13 protein-coding genes and 1 pseudogene are annotated in these 17,803 nt (G+C 55.2%); 8 read left to right on the top strand and 6 right to left on the bottom strand.

Annotated elements, in window-relative coordinates:
- Nucleotides 1-435: 435 nt before the first annotated feature.
- The 6 genes from IEW52_RS12975 to IEW52_RS12950 form a co-directional block, all read right to left on the bottom strand.
- The gene (locus IEW52_RS12975) at nt 436-1,452 is read right to left on the bottom strand and encodes a helix-turn-helix transcriptional regulator (protein ID WP_188630502.1); all 1,017 of its coding nucleotides are present in this window, start codon (nt 1,450-1,452) and stop codon (nt 436-438) included.
- Nucleotides 1,453-1,466: 14 nt separating this feature from the next.
- Nucleotides 1,467-3,560 carry an AAA family ATPase gene (locus IEW52_RS12970; protein ID WP_188630501.1) on the bottom strand — a complete coding sequence of 698 codons (2,094 nt, stop codon included), beginning with the start codon at nt 3,558-3,560 and terminating at the stop codon, nt 1,467-1,469.
- A 79-nt stretch (nt 3,561-3,639) separates the two neighbouring features.
- Nucleotides 3,640-4,014: a RidA family protein gene (locus IEW52_RS12965; protein WP_188630500.1), complete on the bottom strand. Its 375-nt coding sequence runs from the start codon at nt 4,012-4,014 to the stop codon at nt 3,640-3,642.
- A 67-nt stretch (nt 4,015-4,081) separates the two neighbouring features.
- On the bottom strand, nt 4,082-5,650 hold the full coding sequence (locus tag IEW52_RS12960) for a BCCT family transporter (protein ID WP_188630499.1): 1,569 nt from the start codon (nt 5,648-5,650) through the stop codon (nt 4,082-4,084).
- 52 nt (nt 5,651-5,702) lie between these two features.
- Nucleotides 5,703-6,713: a dipeptidase gene (locus tag IEW52_RS12955; protein WP_229667948.1), complete on the bottom strand. Its 1,011-nt coding sequence runs from the start codon at nt 6,711-6,713 to the stop codon at nt 5,703-5,705.
- 13 nt (nt 6,714-6,726) lie between these two features.
- The gene (locus IEW52_RS12950; protein ID WP_188630498.1) at nt 6,727-8,169 is read right to left on the bottom strand and encodes an aldehyde dehydrogenase family protein; all 1,443 of its coding nucleotides are present in this window, start codon (nt 8,167-8,169) and stop codon (nt 6,727-6,729) included.
- A gap of 94 nt (nt 8,170-8,263) precedes the next feature.
- On the opposite strand from IEW52_RS12950, the gene IEW52_RS12945 reads away from it, so the two are divergent.
- From IEW52_RS12945 to alaS, 8 genes and pseudogenes are all read left to right on the top strand, one after another.
- Complete coding sequence (locus IEW52_RS12945) at nt 8,264-9,154, top strand: LysR family transcriptional regulator (RefSeq protein ID WP_188630497.1); 891 nt, start codon at nt 8,264-8,266, stop codon at nt 9,152-9,154.
- Between the two features lie 349 nt (nt 9,155-9,503).
- Nucleotides 9,504-11,225 (top strand): hypothetical protein, encoded by a 1,722-nt coding sequence (locus IEW52_RS12940; RefSeq protein WP_188630496.1) that lies wholly within the window; start codon nt 9,504-9,506, stop codon nt 11,223-11,225.
- Nucleotides 11,225-11,974 carry a DUF3726 domain-containing protein gene (locus tag IEW52_RS12935; RefSeq protein WP_188630495.1) on the top strand — a complete coding sequence of 250 codons (750 nt, stop codon included), beginning with the start codon at nt 11,225-11,227 and terminating at the stop codon, nt 11,972-11,974. Before IEW52_RS12940 ends, IEW52_RS12935 begins: the two co-directional genes overlap by 1 nt.
- 216 nt (nt 11,975-12,190) lie before the next feature.
- Nucleotides 12,191-12,928 carry a sulfite exporter TauE/SafE family protein gene (locus IEW52_RS12930; protein WP_188630494.1) on the top strand — a complete coding sequence of 246 codons (738 nt, stop codon included), beginning with the start codon at nt 12,191-12,193 and terminating at the stop codon, nt 12,926-12,928.
- Between the two features lie 52 nt (nt 12,929-12,980).
- Complete coding sequence (locus tag IEW52_RS12925; protein WP_188630493.1) at nt 12,981-13,469, top strand: CinA family protein; 489 nt, start codon at nt 12,981-12,983, stop codon at nt 13,467-13,469.
- Nucleotides 13,470-13,575: 106 nt separating this feature from the next.
- Nucleotides 13,576-14,508 (top strand): annotated as a pseudogene (locus tag IEW52_RS12920) (recombinase RecA).
- Between the two features lie 80 nt (nt 14,509-14,588).
- Nucleotides 14,589-15,050, top strand: a complete 462-nt coding sequence (locus tag IEW52_RS12915) for a regulatory protein RecX (RefSeq protein WP_188630492.1) — start codon at nt 14,589-14,591, stop codon at nt 15,048-15,050.
- A 124-nt stretch (nt 15,051-15,174) separates the two neighbouring features.
- Entirely contained in the window at nt 15,175-17,799 is a 2,625-nt protein-coding gene (gene alaS, locus IEW52_RS12910) for an alanine--tRNA ligase (RefSeq protein ID WP_188630491.1), read from the top strand.
- Nucleotides 17,800-17,803 lie beyond the last annotated feature (4 nt).

Raw genomic sequence — 17,803 nt, 5'->3', positions numbered from 1 at the left:
GGTGGCAAACTCCTGCTCAACCCAATTCGTCATGTCACTCGTCGCTACACCTGTTGTTCAGTGGCATTGATGATACTCATTCAAGGACTTATGGGTAAAGGGATGCGTTTAAGCCCAGCCTAAATAGAGCCTGGCGTGATACGTTTTACGTTAAAGATAAACACCGTTTTGTAGCCCAACGCTTCAGTTGTTGGTTCTGCGGAGCAGAAGATTTAGTTCTAAAGATAAAACCCGGTCGGCGTTGAGACGGGAATGTTTTTAAATTCATCTTGCTTCGCAAGACCCGCAGCTGAAGCGCGGGGCTACAAAAGTAGGTGCCAATTCCGGCGTCGTTGTTGTTTGCCCTCTTCACCCTTTACTATTTATTCAGATCTGACCTCTATTTTTCCGTGTTCTTCCGTGGATTCCGTGGCAAAAAGGCTCTTTAGTCATTATCTAGCTCGGCGCTGGCTCATACATCGCCAGCATCTGTTTGGCTTGTTCGGTAATCGCCTCGCGCCAGCTGCTGGGGGCCAGCACTTGAATGCGGGCGCCAAAACCCATGATCCACCATTGGGTTTGCTGATCGTTGGGCACGGTGGCGGTCAAGGTGACCCAGCCGTCCTGATCGGGTGCAGAAAGATGCTGCTGGCTACTGATGGGAGTTTCGGCCAATAGCCAGGCTATATTTGAGTCTATTTTAGCCAGCAGTTCGACTTGTTGCTGATCCAGCGGATAGCCAAAGGCACCCTTGGCAATATAGGCTTCTACGCTGAATTCCGGTTGAGGCCTAAACACCGCTTTGCTGGGCGAAAGCTGGCGAATACGGTGCAGGGCAAACTGGCGAATGTCGTCATAATCATTGACCGTTGCCACCAGATAACTGACGCTGTGGCGCACCACCAACCCTTGGGGGTGCAAGGTAAAGGTTTTAACTTCTCCTTGTTGGCGGCTTAAATATTGCACATCAATCGCACTGCGTTCGAGCAGCGCGTCGCTTACTCCTTGCCATACCGGCGGATCGATGGCGGCCGGCAGCAATGCCTTGCCATTGGGAATGGCGCGCACTTGTCGCGCCCAGCTGGCATAACCGTTTTCTTGCAGGGCATCGAGAAACCTGCGCGCGCCATCAAACTGCGGGTTGAGCTTGTCGATGGCAATTTGTGGCAGCAAACCTTTCAAATATTCTTCGGCCAGCACCAGCGTCAAGGCGGTGGCGGTATCCAATGCGGGCAAGTTGCTTTTGAAACCGGGATCAAATGACCAGCGATAAGGGCGTTCGTCTTTATTGCACAGCAGCGGAAAATGCGAGGACATCCTCTCGAGATCACGCTGTATTGAGCGCAGTTCAATGTTAAAACCGCGCTCGGCCAGCAAGTCTTGTAGTGTGGTGGTGGCTTTATAATGAGGCGCGCGCGGAATAAGCTGCAGCATTGCCAAATATCGAAACAGGGTATCGCGTTGCGTCGCCATGGGGCCTCTTTGCGTTATGTGTTGGCCAAAAAGCCGATGGGTTTGCTTTGGTCGGCGGTTTTAAGGCTATGCTCTTGCTGTAGCCCCGCCAACAAGCTGTTTGGGCTGATGGTTTCGCCCATCACCTGGTGGCGGCGAGCCACGGCGGCAAAATCCCCAGGGGTAAGCTGGGTGAGTTGACTCACCGCCGGGTGTAAATGGGCGACGTCCTGCTCGTAAAAACCGCCTTTGATGGCCAGGCCCAATACGGTATTAAAATACATCCAGGCTTGTTCGGCATTGAAGTAAGTGAAGCGAATTTTAAAATCAAAACGCCGCAAGGCCGCCATATCCAGATGGGTCATAAAATTGGTCGCCATCACTAGAATACCGTTAAATTGTTCCATTTGAACCAGTAATTCGTTCACCTGGCTTACTTCCCAGTTGCGCACCGCACCGGCCCGATTGGCCAGCAGACTGTCGGCTTCGTCTACCAACAGTATGCCGTTGCTGGTTTTAGCCTCGGCAAACGCCGCAGCCAGTTTCTTTTCGGTGCCTCCGACGTAAGCGTCCAGCAGATCCGAGGCTTTTTTGGTGATCAGTGGTTTATCCAGGGTGGCGGCCAAATGGGCGGCCAGTGCCGTTTTACCCGTGCCCGGTGGGCCAAACAAGCACAAACGCCCCATGCCACTGCGCTGCAGGCCGTTGATCATGGTCGTTAATGGGGTATCGGTGGCACACAGCGCCGGATTAAATAATGACGATGTTCGTGGCTGATTCAGACGTTGCCAACGATAACCCAGCGCCTGATACAGATTAGCTAGCAAGTCTTCCATGGCGGCCTCTACTTTTTCTGCTTTACGATAACCCAGTTTTTTCACCACTTTGGCGGCTCGCGCCACATGCGCCGGCTCCAATTGTGATTGCTGTGCCAGCTGTTGTAGCCAGGGCTCGCTGACATTCAATTTATCGAGCAATCGCCTGGCGATGCTCAGCCGTACGTCGGCCGTGAGTTCGGGCATGGCCAGCACCAGGTCGAAACGGCGAATAAAGGCGGAGTCCATATTCGAGACATCATTACTGAGCCAAAACGTCGGGCGCGGATTGTTTTCCAGTAGTTGATTCACCCAGGCCTTTTGGCCTTCGCTGATGCGTTCGTTAAAGACGTCTTCTACCTCATCAAATAACACCAGGCTGTGAGCATCATTACGCAATACCTGCTGGCATAACTGGTAACGGGCAAAACGTTCGCGGCCGTTGAGTGCTTCGCCCTGATTGTTGGCAAACTTGACTTCATGCAGGCACCACTGCAATTGAGCACTCAGTGCGCGGGTGAGCTCGGTTTTACCGGTGCCGGGAGCGCCATAGATCAACACGTTCACTCCCGGTTGTGGCTGACGAGCCGAGCGATACAGATAACGCAACAAACGATCGATAAAAGGCTGCAGGTGCACAAAGTCATTCAGGGTCAAGCTGGGCGTCTGATTGCGGATGGAAAAGGCGGTCAGCAAGGTGTGCGGCCCATCTTGTTCATACAACATGATGTCGTCCAGGCCCCGCATTAGCTCCAGCCCATTACCGTGGCGTTCGGTTTGCACCAAGCCGCAGGCCAGCAAGGGCATATCGGGTGCCAGGGCGTGTGCCACCTGGCGGCGGGTATAAGGCAGGGCGAAAGCCAGTAGGCTCACCAATTGCTGAATACCCATCCAGGGTTGATGAAACATGCCCACGGTTTGTGTCAGCACATTGTCTTGTTCCAGCAAGATTAAAAAAGCCAGTATATCTAGTTCCACTGCGCTCAGACCCAGGCTGGTCGCCAGTTGAGCCAGGTTGTTGCACAGAGGGGCGGGGATGGAAACTTGCAGGCTCTCTTGTTTGGCCAGCACTGTTTTGAGCAGTGACATGACGGCGGTGGGCGATAACTCGCTTACCTCGATATCCGGAGCCAGGGTTTGCAATAATTCATCCAGTTCATGCCGGCGCTTGGTGAGGGCCACTTGTGCGGCTCCGCCCATTACCAGCAGGCGCAAGGCCCATAACAGCGGCAGCGGCGGATGAACCGGCAAAGCGGTACTGACCGACGGTTTTTTCTTGCGCAGAAAATCAGCAATAGGCGGCTGTATGGGCATGGGATGCTCCTGGTTAGCGGTGGAGTCATCAGAGTACAAAACAAGGCGACATTTTGTGTCGCCCAGTAATAAAAGGGGATCAGGGCTGGGCGGCGTAGGCGACGATTTCGCAGAGCATTTCTTCCCGGGCCAGCCCCACCACTATCATGGCGGCGCGGTTGGGGTAGGGGGCGTCGAAATATTCTGCATACACCTTGTTGAACACCGGCAGCTGGTCGCGGGCAGTCACGTAGATCAGTACCTGGGTCACATCCGCCATGGTCAGGCCTGCCGCTTCTACTGTGTGCTTGAAGTTGTCCATAGTCTGGCGCGCCTGGGCCTCGATGCCACCGTCGACGACCTTGCCTTCGCCATCGATGGGGATTTGCGCGGTATAGAATTGTCCATTGGCCATCACGGCCCATTCCAGCGGTGCCTTGGAGGCGAAAAGGTTGGTCTTTACGGCAGTTTTCATGATGTATTCCTTTATTCAATACAGAAAAAAAGAGCGGCTGCTGCCGCTCAAACTGGATGGCACCGGCTTAAAGCCCCTGTTCCGCTGCCATTTTTTTAATGATTTGCGGTGCCGTCCACAGGGTGGGCAGCAACACCAGCGATACCGGTACTGCCGTGACCACGATGAAGGACTGCAGGGCGGTTATGCCACCCGAGCCGATGGAGATCAGAATGGCCGCTATCACGCCCATCATCACGCCCCAGAATACGCGTACTCCGGCGTGAGGATGGTCGGTGCCGGTCATCACCATGGATACCGCAAAGGTCATGGAATCTCCTGTGGTGGCCACGAAGATGGTGGTCAGGATCAGGAACAGTATCGAGATAATGTAACCAAGGGGCAGTTGCTCGGTAATGGCCAGTAATGCCGCCGGCAGGTTGAAACCGGTGAAGGGGCCGGAGACGCTGCCGGGGGTGGCGATTTCGAACGCCAAACCGCTGCCGCCCATGACGGTGAACCAGAAGCAGGTGATAATGGGCGCTATGATGGAAATCAGCATGATCACCTGACGCACGGTGCGGCCGCGAGAAATACGCGCCACAAACATCGCCATCAAGGGGCCATAACCCAGGAACCAGCCCCAGAAAAACACCGTCCACCAGTCCAGCCAGGCCGGATCGGCGCGAAAGGTCGCCATGGGGATAAAGTTATTGAGGTAGAGGCCAAAGGCGTGCAGGTAGGTATTGACGATAAAGGCGGTCGGGCCAAACAGAAAGATAAACAACATCAGAAAGGCGGCCAGCATCACGTTGATGTTACTCAAAATCTGGATGCCACGGGTGACGCCACTCACGGCCGACAGAGTATAGATACAGATCAGCCCGACCAGAATCGTCACCTGAGTGCTGTAAATATCGGGAATACCGAACAGCTTTTCCAGCCCAAAGCTGACCTGCAGACCCAGAAAGCCGATGGGGCCCACGGTGCCGGCAACCACCGCCAGTACGCAGCAGGCATCCACTATAGAGCCAAACCAGCCCTTCATGACGCGATCGCCGAACACCGGATACAGCAAGGTGCGCGGTTTTAGTGGCAGTCCCTTGTCGTAATGCAGATGCATGAATACGATGCCGGTCAGGCTGCCAAGGATGGCCCAGGCCAGAAAGCCCCAGTGCATGAAGCTTTGTGCCATGGCGTTAAGCGCCATGTTCATGGGCTCGGTTTCACCCGCATACATGGGGGGTGGCGAGATAAAGTGCGCCAAAGGCTCGGCGGCCGCCCAGAACACGCCGCCTCCCGCCAGCAAAGTACACATGATGATCGACATCCACTGAAAGGTAGACATCTCGGGCTTGCTCAGGTTACCCAGGCGAACATGGCCACCCCGGCCCACGGCCATCACCAGTCCTATGATGAAGGTCAGTAACAAGAGTACCTGCCAATAGGCACCAAACAAGCGGGTCGACACGGCAAAGGCCTTGTTAACCCAGGCCGACACCAGATCGATATCATATAAAGCCATGGCCACAAACAGCAGCAGGGCGCCGCCACTGAGCAGAAATACGGGAATATCGAGCCCGGTAAAAAAGCCGGGACTGGCATTGATATCCTTATCGTTGTCCATGGCCAGGGTTGCCTCTGTTTTATTGCTCATGTTCGTCTCCATCGTTGAACACTACGCGGGGAGTGGGGGCTCCCCGTTATCCTTATTGAGCAGCAGTGTGTGGCTGCAGGGCGTTATCCAGGAAGTTGAGCCAGTTCTGGCCCATGATTTTTGCCGTCTCTTGCTGGCTGAAGCCCCGAGCCAGCAGGCCCTGGGTGAGGTTGGGAAAGTCGCGGCTGTCGCGAAACCAGGACAGCGGGCGCGGCCAGTCGGCATTGGACTTGGAGCCTTCGCCGTAATCCATGGATTTGGACCAGCGACCATTGCGCATCCACTCCAGCACCGACAGCGGCTGGTTCTGGCACAAGTCGGTGCCTATGCCCAGCCTGTCCACGCCCATCAGATCCGCGGTGCGGGCAATCATGTCGCAGTAGTCTTCCAGGGTGCAGTCGGGGCCGTTTTTAAGGTGGAAGGGATAGGCGCTAAAGCCCAGCAAGCCACCGGATTCGGCCAGTGCCTTGAGCACGGTATCCGACTTGTTGCGCTTGGCCTCGTGAAAGCTCAGCGGGTTGGCGTGCGAGATCACAATGGGGCGCTCGGAAATATCGATGGCCTCCAGGGTGCTGCGCTCGGCGCTGTGGCTCATGTCCACTACCATGCCCACCCGGTTCATTTCCTTGATCACCTGGCGGCCAAAGCGGGTGACGCCGCTGTCGACTGCCTCGTAGCAACCGCAGGCCAGCAGGCTTTGGTTGTTGTAGGTCAGCTGCATGATCATCAGGTTCAGATTGCGCATCACCTCGACCATGCCGATGTCGTCTTCGATGGGGGAGCAGTTTTGCGCTCCAAACATGATGCCCACTTTGCCTTCGGCCTTGGCGCGGCGAATATCATCGCTGCTGCGTACCGGCATGATGAGATCACCATGCAGCTCGAACTGACGATTCCATTCGCTGATACGCATCAGGGTTTCGCGGATCTGTTCATGGTAGACGATGGTGGCGTGCACCATGGTGACGCCCCCTTGGTGCAGTTGCTCGAAAATCTCCCGGTTCCAGTTGGAATACTGAAGCCCGTCGATCACGACCATCTCGTTGTGCAATGCTTGGCTCATGATCCTGTCTCCGTTAGGCGCGGATGTAGGTGGTTTTCACGACGGTGTAAAACTCTTTGGCGTAGGTGCCCTGTTCACGAGGGCCGAAGCTGGAGTCTTTACGGCCACCAAACGGCACGTGGTAATCGGTGCCGGCGGTCGGCAGGTTCACCATGACACAGCCGGTTTTGGCGTTGCGTTTGAAGTCGGTGGCGTATTTCAGCGACTCGGTGCAGATGCCGCCGGTCAGGCCGAAGTTGGTGTCGTTCAGGGTCGCCAGTGCTTCGGCGTAGTCCTTCACCTTGATGACGCAGGCGATGGGCGCGAAGGCTTCTTCCCGGTTGATGGTCATGTCGTTGGTGGTGCCGGTAAACAGCGCCGGCTGCATGTAATAGCCTTCGGTGTCTTCGGTGATCACTTCGCCGCCGTAGACCAGCTTGCCGCCTTCGCTCTTGGCCAGTTCCAGATACTTGAGGTTGGACTCCATCTGGCGGGCATCGGCCACGGCCCCGATGTGCACGCCTTCCTTCAGCGGATTACCGACCACCAGCTTTTTCATGCGCTCAATCACGGCTTCAACAAAACGATCGTGAATACCTTCGGTTACGATCAAGCGGGAAGAGGCGGTACACTTCTGTCCGGTGCCGCCGTAGGCGCCGCCCACGGCACATTCAACCGCGTTGTCCAGATCCGCATCATCCAGCACCACCAGAGCGTTCTTGCTGCCCATTTCCAGCTGGCATTTCACCAGGTTGCCGGCAGTGGCCATGGCCACCTTACGACCGGTTTCCAGCGAGCCGGTAAAGGTCAGGGCATTGATATCGCGAGAGTTAATCAGCACATCACCCACCTCGGCACCCGGGCCCATCACCAGGTTGAAAGTACCGGCGGGCAGGTTCTGGCGCGAAATGATCTCGGTTAGCGCCCAGGCAGAAGCAGGCACCTGATTGGCCGGCTTCCACACCACGGCGTTGCCGAAGGCCAGCGCCGGGGCGATTTTCCAGGCGCCGGTGGCTGTCGGGAAGTTCCAGGGGGTGATGATACCGACTACACCCACCGGCTCGCGGCGGGTTTCGATTTCGACGCCGGCGCGTACCGAGTCGGCGGTTTCGCCCATCTGGCGCAGTACTTCGGCGGCATAGTAGTGGAAGAACTGGCCGGAGCGGTAGACTTCACCGGCGCCTTCGGCCAGGGTCTTGCCTTCTTCACGAGCGAGGATCCGACCCAGTTCGTCTTTGCGGGCAATCAGCTCGTCACCAACCGCCATCAGTACGGCGTAACGCTGCTCCAGGCCGCTTTTCTGCCATTCCAGCTGGCCGCTGACGGCGGCGGCAATGGCGGCTTTGGTCTGGGCGGCATCAGCCTGGGCATAGTGACCTATCACATCGCTGAGATCGGAAGGGCTGACGTTGGCAATCGAGCTTGAACCTTCAACCCATTCACCGGCAATGTAATTACGAAATACTGAATCAGACATGAGTGTTCTCCTTTACTTGATTGGAGTCATCATAGGAGCTGTGTTTTAATAATAAAAATTAATTAATGATATCGTCTGATAAGGAAGTCTTATCATGTTGCCGGAATTCAAAGTCGCTCAACTGCGCCACTTCGTGTGGGTTGCCGAACTTAAAGGCTTTCACCTGGCTGCCGAAAAGGCGCATCGCACCCAGCCTGCCATTTCGCTGTCGATTCGTGATCTGGAAAACAAACTCGGTGAGGCGCTGTTCGAGAAGCGTAACAGCCGTACCGCCAAAACCGAGCTCACCCCCTTTGGCAAACACTTTTTGCCCAAGGCGAAAGAATTGCTCGCCCATCATGATCGCATCGCCGAAGACATGACCTTGCTGGCCGAACACAAGACCGGACATTTGCGAATCGCGTCGGTGCCGTCCATTGCCAGCCGTTTTCTACCCGAGCTGCTGCTGAACTTTATCGGGGATCGCAAGCTGCACGTGAGTGTGTTTGATGATAACTCGGGGGCGGTACTGAAAATGGTAGAAAATCAGCAGGTGGATTTTGGCATCGCCAGCCTGTTTGATGAGCAAGGAGAGAGCGAAAAGCACTTTACGCCGGTATGGGAAGATACATTAGGCGTGGTGTGCCCCCATGATCATCCTCTGGCCAGCTACAGCGAACTGCATTGGCAGGCGTTGCAGCAATATCGACTGATCAGTAATGGTACTTCTCGTTTACTGGAGGGGAGTGAAGCTGAGTCACTGTTGGCTCACTCGCAATACTATGTCTCCAACATGATTTCATTGGTGGCCATGCTGGAGGCGGGCTTTGGTGTGACCACGCTGCCCTGGTATGCTTTTCCAAAAGGCAATTCAACTCTTACCTTTATTCCCCTGCACACCCCGGTGATCACCCGACGTATCGGTATCATTCGACTGAACAACAAATCCCTGACCCCGCCGGCCCAGGCGCTGGTGGATTTTATTCTGGCCAATCCACCTCAGTAAGTCCCATCGCCTGCCGACTCCCCATCGGCAGGCATTATTGCTTGTTAACCTGCGCCACCTCCCACTTTGTTAAATAACTTCCTAACCTTGAAGTCAGTTATTTACATGGACATCAGTATCGATGCGACCTGTTAGCAATCTGATAAACTTTTCTTATCAATCGATATAACCATTTAACTTGTCTGGGTTTGTTGGTTTACACCATGATGCAGCGCATGAGGCAGAAAGCGGAGTCATTCACCCGGAGAGTCACCGGGCATTATTTGCTCTTTCTGACCCTGTGTTATGTCGGGCTATGGTTCGAACAATAGCGCAATAAGGACATCTAGCATTAATCGAGGGTAGAAACATGATGAGGTTAGCTGCGATTAAAGCCTCGCTGCGGGGGCCAAATGCATTGCCACTGCGACCCGTTAACCAGGTGATGAGCCTGGAGCGCTTGGGCGCCATGCATCAGAGTCGGCTGAGTTTTATGCGCATACTGGTGCGCCGCATCATGCTGGAACGCTGGCAAATACATACCGCGCGCCTGAATTTGTGTGCCGACGGCTATGGCACCGTGATTTATGAAATCAATACCGCGCAGGGGCTGTTCAGTTTCGTTATTTTTTCCGATTACCTGAGCCCCGAGGAGCGTAACGACCGCGTTATTGCCAGCAAGTGGGATCTCACCATGGCGCTGGTAGAAGGACACGTCGAAGACGAATACCTGGCATTTTTACGCCAGAATGTGCCACTGCAGGAAGCGGGTCGGGTAGACTCACGGGTATTCGTGCTGTCTCGTGCCAATCGCAGCGCGCGCAACTTCGATTATGTGGTGGAGCAGCTGGCCAAAGGCGAGCAGCCCGATGTGGCCCAGATCGCCAAGGTCGGTTATCTGTATCGCACCACCGCCGTCTACGGCAGCGGCAAGCTGGGCATGGCCGACTGGGATAAAGTCAGCAGTCGCTATCCCGACTTTGCCCGCCCCTTTGCCGCGGAAATGTTTGCCTGCTTTATGCTGAGAAACTTCAGCTTGCTGCAGGTGGAGCACATTGCCAGGCAGCGTAACCCGCAGCAATATAACCCCATGCAGCCCGACATCAAACGCTACTTCGGCATTGGTAACTCCACGGGGCTGGGCATGGCACCCTATCTGATTAACCACCCCATGCTGATCAACCGCTGGATAGAATTACGCGAGCTGGCACTGGCCCTGGTGCGCAGCCTGGGCTTTATCGACGACAGAATACGCCAGCAGCTGGATATGCTATTGGCGCGTAGCAGCCAGCATATGGCTGAAACTCTCACCGAAGACCCCTGGCAATCCGATAATAATATACGGGTAATTGAAGACATTTCGGCGTTGCGCGAACAAGCCGGTGCCTCGTTGCATGACTGGAACAACTTGCTGACCTGGAGCGAGCAGCACTGTTCGCTGCAGGGGCAAGAGCTGCTGGTGTCGATACTGCTGGAGCTGTATCCGCAGCTGGTAGATGGCCTGGATGACTATTACTGTGTGGAAGAGTTTCTCGACCTGGACCCGCTGATGCCGTTGCAAACGCTCAAGGAAGTGATTGAACGTCGTTACGACTGGGCACTGAAAATAGACTTTAATGCCGTCGGTTCACGAGACATCTTCTGGTATCGCTCGGAAGACAAAATGGAGCCCAGGCTGGGCCAGTGTGCGCTGGATCAGGGACGAGACAAGCAAATGCCACTGGGTGTGGGCTACGCGGTATATAAATGCTACCAGATATTATGCGAGTACATTAAAGACAATCCCGAGCACACCACGGCCCGCTTTATGGTGGCCAGACCCAAGCTGCGCGGCATAGTGCGGCGCATTCAAAGCATGGACCGCTGTGTGTACGGTGATATACAGGCCAATCTGCTGGCCAAAGACGTACTGCCCATGCACCTGCTGCGTTGCAAGTTGTCGTTTTTTGGCGTCAGCAAGTTCGATCCACGCTCCAGGCTGTGGGTGCGCAATACCATGTATCAGGGCGCCCCCTTGCTGGAAGATATCGGCAATATCTACAACGACGACTGGTTTATGCCGCTGGCCCCCACATCAGGAGGACATGACTGATGCAAGTGTCGATGAATGAACTGAAAGCGGCGTTGCGCCGTTGTTTTGAAGCCTCCGGTTACTTCGTTGGTAACTACGAAGATGCGGCCAACATGGTGTTATGGCTGGAAAAGCATGGCCTTAACGGGCTCGAAGAGCTGAAGCGGGCGCTGCCTTATATCAATCTGGATAAGGAAAAACCGCTGAGCACAGTGGTGTATGAAGACAGCACCTCGGCCATTATCGACAGTAACGGCCGCAGCGCACTGAACTGCATCGCCTCGTCGGTTGATCTGGCCCATGCCAAGGCGCTGGAAAGCGGTATCGCCACCATTACCGTGCATAACTGCCATAACCGCATGTTTGCGCTCAAGGCGCTGACCGACTGCGGGCGGCGGGGCATCAGCGTCACCGCCTATTGGCAAAATGGCAGTAACACCGTGAAAGAGTATGCGGCGGCCATCAAGGCGGGGGAGCGTTATCCCAGTTTCAGCGAGGCGGCCACCACACTGGTGACCAATCCTGATGAGCCCCAGGCGCTGACTATCGTCTGCAGCTCGCGGGTAGACCTGGCCGGGTCGCTGCAGAACTCCAAGGGTAACCGCAATGCGCGCTACATGAGCCCGGAGGATCTGGCCGACAACAAGGAATACATTATCGATAATGGCATCGAGATTGATGATGCACTCTGGAGCGACATCAATCGCCTGGGGGCCGGTATTCTGGTGGAAAACAGCGAGCGCTCTCGCAGCGGGGCAGGAAGCAGATAGCAACACCAGGCACTCATATTTAAGACAGGCACCTTTCTTTGTTGATGGGTGCCTTTTTATTTGAAGCAGGATTTCGCGGCTAAAGCGCGCGACTATATTCGTGCAATATACAAATTTCGGCGTCTCCTTTGACCGTCTTTCGGGCGGTGAGTCATGTCTTCGGTTTGGTGCCGTTAGTACGTGCTAGAATAGCCGCTTTTTACGCAGGATAACGGCATGCTGTATACCCCGATCGATTTGCTGGCGCTGCTGATTGTTACCTGCAGCATAGTGGTGCAGGCCTGGGTGGGCATCGGCTTTGGTCTGCTGGCCGCACCCTTGCTGTATCTGATTGATCCCGCCTATATGCCGGGCCCCGTGCTGGTACTGGGGTGGATGCTGTCGGTAGTGGTGGTGCTCAAACAACGTCATACCCTTAACTGGCGCCGTGTGCTGCCCGCCATAGTGGCGCGGCTACCGGGATCCTGGTGTGGCGCCTTGTTGCTGGTGAGCATAGCGCCCTGGCAGCTGAGCTTGTTTTTTGGTGGCGCCCTGTTACTGGCGGTGTGGCTAAGTGTGCGTCGTTATTCGGTGGCACTCAATGGTTACAGCCTGACGGTGGCCGGTTTTCTGTCGGGTATTCTGGGCACAGCTACCTCTGTTGGGGGGCCGCCTATCGCCTTGTTATATCAGCATGAGTCCCGATTGACGGCACGTAATGAAATCGCGGCTTTCTTTTTGATTGGCACCCCCTTGTCGATCAGCATGTTGTGGTTGAATGGCGGCTCTGAGCTGCTGGATGGTGTGCTGATCCTGAAGATGATCCCCGGAGTGATAGTGGGTTTCTGGCTGTCGCGTCGCCTGGAGCGGGTATTTCAAAAAGACAGCGCCCGGCCCGCCATTCTATTTATTTCTGCCATTTCGGCCCTGGTGGTATTGTGGCAGGGCATAACGGGTGGCCTGGCAGCCGCATAGCGCGTTAATATCCGCGCTTGATAGCGAGGATCCATAAGCAGAGGAGTCTGAAGTGGAACAGACACAACCATTGGCACGGCAATTGGGAAATGCCTTGATGAGTCGGGGGTTGACGGTAACCACCGCCGAGTCCTGTACCGGTGGCGGTATTGCCTGCGCCATTACCGACATTGCGGGCAGCTCGGCCTGGTTTGAACGGGGCTTTGTGACCTATTCCAACGCCGCCAAAAGCGAGATGCTGGGCGTGGATGCCGGTGTGATTGACCGGGACGGCGCGGTCAGCGAGGCGGTGGTGATGGCCATGGCAAAGGGGGCCTGTGCGCAAAATGGCGATAGCCTGGGGGTGGCGGTCAGCGGTGTGGCGGGCCCCGACGGTGGCAGCCCGGAGAAACCCGTGGGGACTGTCTGGTTGGCCTGTTATTTGGCCGCCGAAGATAAAATGCATACTCGACGATTGCAGTTATCCGGCGATCGTCTGGCGGTGCGCCAGCAAACCATAGTGGCGGCACTGGAAGATTGCTTGTCGCTCTTGGTATCCTGACCCGAGTGATACAACATAGTTATGTGATGTGAACTTGATACTGTACGAATAACCAGTATACTCAACCCTATATTTTCGACGCATTAGCTTAATCAGCGGAGCATTCATGGATCAAAACAAAGAAAAAGCCTTGGCCGCGGCCCTTGGCCAAATTGAAAAACAGTTTGGTAAAGGCTCTATCATGCGACTGGGTGACAACAAGGCGTTGAATATCGAGTCTATCTCCACCGGCTCTTTATCACTGGATATCGCATTGGGCATTGGCGGCTTGCCTACCGGTCGTATTGTTGAAATTTATGGTCCTAGTTATTGCCGAAGCGCAGAAAGCGGGCAAAGTCTGCGCCTTTGTGGATGCCGAACATGCGCTGGATCCGCAATATGCGGGCAAGTTGGGCGTCAATGTTGACGATTTACTGGTTTCTCAGCCGGATACCGGTGAGCAGGCGCTGGAAATCTGCGACATGCTGGTCCGCTCAGGTGCGGTTGACGTGATCATTGTTGACTCGGTGGCCGCCTTGACGCCCCGCGCCGAAATTGAAGGCGAGATGGGGGATTCACACGTAGGTCTGCAGGCTCGCTTGATGTCTCAGGCGCTGCGCAAGCTGACCGGTAACATCAAGGCCGCCAATTGCCTGGTATTCGTCGTATTGGTGCCATTAAAGAAGGCGACGAAGTAGTGGGTAACGAAACCCGCGTCAAGGTGGTAAAAAACAAGGTGGCACCGCCGTTCAAGCAGGCCGAGTTCCAGATCATTTATGGTGCCGGTATCTCTAAAGAAGGCGAACTGGTTGAGCTTGGTGTGAAGCATAAGTTTGTTGATAAAGCCGGTGCCTGGTACAGCTACCAGGGTGAGAAAATTGGCCAGGGCAAAGCCAACTCCATTAAATACCTGTTAGAGAATAAACACATCTCTGATGAGATAGAAGGCAAGCTGCGCGACTTGTTGCTGCTGAAGCCTGGTGAAGAAAAGGTCAAGCCAGACGATGCACCGGGTGCGCTGGGTGCTGTTGAGCCGGTTGACGAAAAAGAAGACTTCTAACAAAAAGGCCGGGTTTACCGGCCTTTTTTATGAGTCTTAAACCCACATTAAACTAACGACTACGACCGTTTTCATGCGTTATGAATGATCCCAAACTCACACCCCAAGCCCTGTGGCACTGCGCATTAGGACTGTTGTCGCGCCGTGATCACAGCCGGCTCGAACTCTCGCAAAAGCTGAGGCAGCGTCAGTTTGATGTTGAGCTGATTGAACAGGCACTTGATAAGCTGGAACAGCAGCAATGGCTGTCTGACCATCGTTTTGCCGTAGTGCAGGTGCGCCAGCATATTTTTAAAAAGCACGGCCCATTACGCATTCGCATGGAGTTAAAACGCAAAGGCGTAAACGAGGCTTACATAGAACAGGCACTGGCCGAAGAAGACCCCGACTGGTTTGAGCTGGCTCTAGTGTGTTATCAGTCTCGATTCAGAAACCGGGACATCCCGGATATCAAAGAAAAAGCCAAGCGAATGCGCTACTTGCAAAGCCGCGGCTTTAATTCCGACCAGATCCGCTATGCGCTGGAAGCCGAACAGGATTAAGATTTTCCCCGAATAACCTCTATAAAGCGTGCGCGAAAGTCAGCCTGCGTTTTACATTAGCCCGGATACCTTTTAAATTAGCTGGGTTAACGCCTATGAACCCAGTAATTGAACAGGATTATCCATGCAGATGACCACATCTGAGTTACGCAACGCGTTTCTCGAGTATTTTCGCCAGCAAGGCCACCAGGTAGTGGGCTCCAGCTCGTTGGTGCCCCACAATGATCCCACCCTGCTGTTTACCAATGCCGGCATGAACCAGTTCAAGGATCTGTTTTTGGGCCTTGAGCAGCGCGCCTATAACCGTGCCACCAGCTCGCAGCGCTGTGTGCGCGCCGGCGGCAAGCACAACGATCTGGAAAACGTGGGCTACACCGCACGCCACCACACCTTTTTTGAAATGCTGGGTAACTTCAGCTTTGGTGATTACTTCAAGCAAGACGCCATTCGCTTTGCCTGGGAGTTTTTGACCGAGGTGGTCAAGCTGCCCAAAGACAAGTTGTGGGTCACGGTTTACGCCACCGACGATGAAGCCTTTGGTATCTGGTCCAAAGAAGTGGGTGTGCCTGAAGATCGCATCGTGCGTATTGGCGACAACAAGGGCGCACAATATGCGTCCGATAACTTCTGGACCATGGGCGATACCGGCCCTTGCGGCCCTTGTACCGAGATTTTCTACGATCATGGCGAACACATCTGGGGTGGCCCTCCCGGCAGCCCGGAAGAAGATGGTGATCGCTATATCGAGATCTGGAATCTGGTATTCATGCAGTTCAACCGTCAGGCCGACGGTACTATGGAGCCGCTGCCCAAGCCGTCGGTTGATACCGGCATGGGCCTGGAGCGCATTGCTACTATTTTACAGGGCGTACACTCCAACTATGAAATCGACCTGTTTCAGGCTCTGATCAAAGCGGCGGCGCAGGCCGTGGGCACCGACGATCTGGATAACAAGTCGCTGCGCGTGATTGCCGACCATATCCGCTCTTGCTCCTTTCTGATTGCCGATGGCGTGATGCCGTCCAACGAAGGCCGTGGCTATGTACTGCGCCGTATCATTCGTCGCGCGGTGCGCCACGGTCGCAAGCTGGGGGCCGAGCAATCCTTCTTCTACACCCTGGTCGGTGCTCTGTGCGAGCAGATGTCGGACGCGTACCCGGAATTGAACACCCAGCGCGCCATTATCGAAAAAGTGCTGCGACTGGAAGAAGAGCAGTTTGCCCGCACCCTGGGTCGTGGCTTGCAGCTGTTGGAAGACGCCATCAGCGAGCTGGGTGATGCCAAGATATTGCCGGGTGAAGTGGTATTCAAACTGTACGACACCTATGGTTTTCCTGCCGACTTGACCGCCGACGTGCTGCGAGATCGCGAACTGAGCATAGATGAAGCCGGCTTTGAAGACCTGATGCAGCAGCAGCGTACCCGTGCCAAGGAAGCCTCCAACTTTGGCGTGGATTACACCAAGGCGATAAAAGTAGAAGGCAGCACCGATTTTACCGGTTACGAGCATCTGGCCGAACCTGCCAAAGTGACGGCCATCTTTAAAGATGGCGAATCGGTACCGGCGCTGATTGCCGGTGAAGAAGGGGCCATCGTACTGGATAAAACCCCTTTCTACGGTGAGTCTGGCGGCCAGGTGGGTGACACCGGTGTGATCAAGCTGGAAGAAGGGCTGTTTGTCGTCAAAGACACCCAGAAAGCCGGTAATGGTGTCTTGCACCTGGGCTCTCTGGAGCTGGGCACCCTGGAAGTGGGCGAGTCGGTTACCGCTGCGGTAGACAGCTATCGTCGCCAGGCGATTGCACTCAACCACTCGGTGACGCACTTGATGCATGCCAGTCTGCGCACACTGCTGGGTGAGCATGTGACGCAGAAAGGTTCCCTGGTGGGCCCGGATCGCCTGCGCTTCGACTTTTCGCACCTGGAGGCCATGAATGCGGCCGAGCTGCGTGAAATCGAAGACATGGTCAACAAGGATATTCGTGCCAACCATGCGGTCTCTACCCAATTAATGGATCTGGATGCCGCCAAGGGTGCCGGTGCCATGGCCTTGTTCGGTGAAAAGTACGATGACGAAGTTCGCGTGGTTTCCATGGGGGATGCGTCTACCGAATTGTGTGGCGGTACCCACGTGCAGCGTACCGGTGACATTGGCCTGTTCAAGATAGTCTCGGAAAGCGGCATTGCCGCCGGTGTTCGCCGTATAGAGGCAGTCACCGGTGATGCGGCGCTGGCTTATTTGCATCAGTTGAATCAAGAACTGGCACAAACCGCGGGTCTGGTAAAAGGCGATTTGTTCTCGGTGGCAGACAAGGTGAAGCAAACACTTGACCGCAGTCGCCAGCTGGAAAAAGAAATCGAGCAGCTGAAAGCCAAACTGACGGCACAGGCCGGTACCGCCTTGCTGGAGCAGGTGACCGACATTAATGGCACCAAGGTGCTGATTGCCGATCTGGATGGCGTAGACGGCAAATCGCTTCGCGGCTCCCTGGATGACCTCAAAGGCAAGCTGCAGTCGGGCATAGTGGTGCTGGCCACGGTCAATGATGGCAAGGTAAGCCTGATTGCCGGCGTGACCAAGGATCTGACCTCCAAGGTGAAAGCGGGCGAATTGGTTAATCTGGTTGCCCAGCAGGTTGGCGGCAAGGGCGGTGGGCGCCCCGACATGGCTCAGGCCGGCGGGAGTGAGCCCGCACAGCTGCCAGCGGCACTGGCGTCGGTCACGCCATGGCTGGCCGAGCGTCTATAGTATT

The sequence above is a fragment of the Oceanisphaera marina genome (assembly GCF_014643915.1).
GTDB lineage: Bacteria > Pseudomonadota > Gammaproteobacteria > Enterobacterales > Aeromonadaceae > Oceanimonas > Oceanimonas marina.
Note: the sequence above shows the minus strand (reverse complement) of the source record. Positions and strands in the feature narration are given on the sequence as shown.

Coding starts and splice junctions, on each gene's coding strand:
- IEW52_RS12955 (WP_229667948.1), bottom strand. CDS start 6,713: ATGAGCCAAGCATTGCACAACGAGATGGTCGTGATCGACGGGCTTCAG.
- alaS (WP_188630491.1), top strand. CDS start 15,175: ATGCAGATGACCACATCTGAGTTACGCAACGCGTTTCTCGAGTATTTT.
- IEW52_RS12975 (WP_188630502.1), bottom strand. CDS start 1,452: ATGGCGACGCAACGCGATACCCTGTTTCGATATTTGGCAATGCTGCAG.
- IEW52_RS12915 (WP_188630492.1), top strand. CDS start 14,589: ATGAATGATCCCAAACTCACACCCCAAGCCCTGTGGCACTGCGCATTA.
- IEW52_RS12935 (WP_188630495.1), top strand. CDS start 11,225: ATGCAAGTGTCGATGAATGAACTGAAAGCGGCGTTGCGCCGTTGTTTT.
- IEW52_RS12940 (WP_188630496.1), top strand. CDS start 9,504: ATGATGAGGTTAGCTGCGATTAAAGCCTCGCTGCGGGGGCCAAATGCA.
- IEW52_RS12965 (WP_188630500.1), bottom strand. CDS start 4,014: ATGAAAACTGCCGTAAAGACCAACCTTTTCGCCTCCAAGGCACCGCTG.
- IEW52_RS12930 (WP_188630494.1), top strand. CDS start 12,191: ATGCTGTATACCCCGATCGATTTGCTGGCGCTGCTGATTGTTACCTGC.
- IEW52_RS12950 (WP_188630498.1), bottom strand. CDS start 8,169: ATGTCTGATTCAGTATTTCGTAATTACATTGCCGGTGAATGGGTTGAA.
- IEW52_RS12960 (WP_188630499.1), bottom strand. CDS start 5,650: ATGAGCAATAAAACAGAGGCAACCCTGGCCATGGACAACGATAAGGAT.
- IEW52_RS12945 (WP_188630497.1), top strand. CDS start 8,264: ATGTTGCCGGAATTCAAAGTCGCTCAACTGCGCCACTTCGTGTGGGTT.
- IEW52_RS12970 (WP_188630501.1), bottom strand. CDS start 3,560: ATGCCCATACAGCCGCCTATTGCTGATTTTCTGCGCAAGAAAAAACCG.